Source organism: Cupriavidus sp. UYPR2.512 (assembly GCF_000379565.1).
Classification (GTDB): domain Bacteria; phylum Pseudomonadota; class Gammaproteobacteria; order Burkholderiales; family Burkholderiaceae; genus Cupriavidus.
Map to the genome: position 1 here is coordinate 1 of NZ_KB902988.1, position 2,964 is coordinate 2,964.

At 55.1% G+C, this 2,964-nt stretch carries 3 protein-coding genes and 2 pseudogenes; 1 reads left to right on the forward strand and 4 read right to left on the reverse strand.

Annotation, left to right across the window (positions count from 1 at the left end):
* Positions 1-89 precede the first annotated feature (89 nt).
* A pseudogene (locus tag A3A5_RS45695) lies at positions 90-176 on the forward strand (IS5/IS1182 family transposase); the annotation flags it as partial.
* 9 nt (positions 177-185) lie between these two features.
* On the opposite strand, the gene A3A5_RS41630 reads toward A3A5_RS45695, so the two are convergent.
* The 4 genes and pseudogenes from A3A5_RS41630 to A3A5_RS0116640 form a co-directional block, all read right to left on the reverse strand.
* Complete coding sequence (locus tag A3A5_RS41630) at positions 186-434, reverse strand: hypothetical protein (RefSeq protein ID WP_018311678.1); 249 nt, start codon at positions 432-434, stop codon at positions 186-188.
* Between the two features lie 160 nt (positions 435-594).
* Positions 595-812 (reverse strand): annotated as a pseudogene (locus A3A5_RS41635) (transposase); the annotation flags it as partial.
* Between the two features lie 127 nt (positions 813-939).
* On the reverse strand, positions 940-1,236 hold the full coding sequence (locus tag A3A5_RS38690) for a hypothetical protein (protein ID WP_018311679.1): 297 nt from the start codon (positions 1,234-1,236) through the stop codon (positions 940-942).
* 1,181 nt (positions 1,237-2,417) lie between these two features.
* On the reverse strand, positions 2,418-2,964 hold a 547-nt coding region (locus A3A5_RS0116640; protein WP_035812769.1), incomplete at its 5' end, for an IS110 family transposase.

Sequence of the window (2,964 nt, forward strand, 5' to 3'; positions counted from 1 at the left end):
TTCATCTGGACCAAGAGCGCTCGCGACATCCTACAGAAGGTCATTCGTGCCAACCGCCGCTTAAGTTCCAAACAGAATGGAACATTGCACTAGGCATGCGCTCCGAACGTCGCCTCGATATTCATCTCGCCTTGCTTAAGCTCGCCTGCGCTGTCATGTGCTCCCGATTTGTCGAGGAGCCGCACTTAGTTGGGGTAGAGATTGCGGATCGGCGGCGGATATTCGAACGCCAAGACGGCTTGCAGGGTCCCGTGAGAATTGATTGTGAACACTTCAATCAGCACACGACGGCCCTCCCGATCCAAGCCACTCACGTGATAGTACGAACGCCCCTTCCACTCCACCAAGCTAACATCGAGCGGCGATTCAATCCCTAACCGACGCGCATGGGTCGTTAGACGAGGATCGAAAGCAAGGTCATCCAGATGGCCCATGTCGCGCGTTCAGTGTAAGCGGTCTTGAGGACGTCCCTTGCGGCAGCCGACATATCCCCTAGACGCCGGCGTGTCGTATGCCGAAACCCCCGGCATCATCACCGGCATGGCAGCAAACTGGAGGATGCCAAGTCCGCTCGCGGGAGGGGAAGCTGGGGTACTCGTGAAGCGGGTAAGTGTCGGCTGCAAAATAGCGGAAAGCCACCGAGTCGTAGGTCGCGCGTTCGATCTTCCGGCTGGAGTACACGCCACTGACATAGCCGTAGATCAGCAAGCCCAAACACTGCCGGATGGTGCGCCCGAGCCTCGGCCGGTGTATTGGCGCGTCAGTTCGCTCAGATCAAGCTGCGGGATGATTTCGACCACGAGGCGGCTCATCGGGGTGATTTCTCGGTTGAGCTGCCACGATCATCTAGCAGGACATCATCCATTGGAAGGCCAGAAAGACCGACAGGCTCTTCTAGCCTCGGAGAATTAGTTCGCCACTTACTCAATGAGAGTGATTTTAAAGCCGGTTAAAGGTGTCCAGGTTGCTTCGTAGGTCGCGATGTGTCGTTCGACTCGAAAGTAACGAACGGCGTTCCTTGACCCGATATCCCCCCACGTAGGGCGTCACTGCCACCGCATCGGCCGGGACGCCAATCTTGTCAAGCGGAGGAGTCGTCCTAGACTGTGCCACGGGATAGTTGCCGCTGTTCCACTCCGTGGTGTTCCACTTCCCGTCGCTACTGAGCCACTGGACTGAGAAGTTGAGCACAAAGCCGCTTTCGTTGTCGACGGTGATCTTTTCGACCTTTCTCATGATTTATCCTCATGCTAAAAAATAAATAAAAATATCCTTGCTTGGCGGTGTTATTTATGTTGCTTATTGGCTAATTCTATCCCTTGGCCTTACAGCGCACCTGCGCGAGGTCCGCGGAAGGGAGTCACCACCGATTTCATTGGTGAGCGCAATTTATGTGCCTAGTGTTCGGGCGAACAGGAGTCCCTAAAAGCAGACACAACACCACTTATTCTTGAGAGTGAACGTCCTGATTGTTCCATTTCTGACATCATATGTTTTGAACTGGACACTGCCCCCTGGAAGCTCCGCTGACCTAATGAAGGCTTGCAGGACCGACGCCGTGAAATCATGGACGTGCGAGGCGAATTCTGCTTGGGCATCAAAGGCCGACTCGCGGGCAACTACGGGCGCAGCGTGCTTGTAGGATGCTGGAGCATAGCGCTCCTCGCCGGACCCGCGGCAACGGTCCAGCGAGCCATGCGGCCTTTAGGGCTATGTTTCTTTGGGAGCCTTACGCTCTGACTCGTCGCCAACTCCGCAGGTGGTCGCAAGAGATGTCTTCAATCGACCGCTCACCAGTTAGCGTCAAATTTTGATCCTGATCAACCGCAGGCAAGTGGACACTCTGGTTGCCTTGCCGCATACCTACCACGCCGCCTAGACTTGCCTCAACCATTCTTCGTAACGTCGGCAGCAATGTCGCATCCAACAAATTTCGAACAGGCAACTGGAATGGCGGTCTTTCTTGAGCTTTGCCTCGGCGGCATTGTGCAAATCTTGGGTGTGGTTCGACATTTGACCTTCAACTTTTAAGGATCCCATCATGTCCGACATCAAGAACGCAGCGGTCGGTGCGCTAGTCGCTTAGTGCATCTCGTTATACAGAAAGTGCATCTCGTTATACAGAAGTCATGACTCTTTATATGAACGCGCCCCTTTGCGCTAGTTTTTCGTGTGTTCCGACAGACAGGATGGGCTGCAGGTCTATATCCGGCATTCTTGCAGCCGGTACTACCGCTGCGTGCCCCGATGAAATTCGCTGACCCGCACCTCATTCCCGCAGCGAGCTAGAAGCCCGGAGAGTCATTCAGGTTTAGCGAGTCACGGTCCTACCTGGTTTGTCATCACTCACGATTGCCAACGCAACTTTTCGACGTTCACCCTGTGTCAAACGTTGATCTTGAACGTGGGCCTTGAGGTCAAGCCGGCTTCTTGCTCACGTAGTCCTTTTCATACGCACGGTCATGGGCCAGTACCGCCCAGATCGTGCGCGCCATCTTGTTAGCGAGCGCCACGATTACGACGTTCGGTGGACGTCTCTTCTTCATTTGTTCGACCCACGGTCCGGGTTCCTTCGCATGTGTCAATACGCTTCGCGCACCGTGAATCAGGAGCGTGCGCAGATACGTATCTCCGCGCTTCGAGATGCCGTGCAGGTTCACCTTGCCGCCCGAGCCCGTCTGTTTCGGCACCAGTCCAGCCCAGGCGGCAAACTCTCGTCCGGAGCGGAACACCTTTGCGTCGCCTATCATCGCGACTGCTGCAGTGGCCGTGAGCAGCCCGACGCCGGGAATCTCGCTGATCGCCTTCACCGCCTTGTCCTCCTTCTTCCATTCGCGCATGCGCCGCTCAATCTGCGCTATCTGCTCATCTAATCTTACTGTGTCATAAATGTGCCATACTATAAACTTCTTGGCACAGTTCATGAAGAGCGATGAGCGCGAGCGAGCGATTTGAGCAATACAT

Bases quoted from the DNA above. Each gene is read 5' to 3' on its own strand.
- A3A5_RS41630 (WP_018311678.1), bottom strand. From the start codon at position 434: ATGGGCCATCTGGATGACCTTGCTTTCGATCCTCGTCTAACGACCCAT.
- A3A5_RS38690 (WP_018311679.1), bottom strand. From the start codon at position 1,236: ATGAGAAAGGTCGAAAAGATCACCGTCGACAACGAAAGCGGCTTTGTG.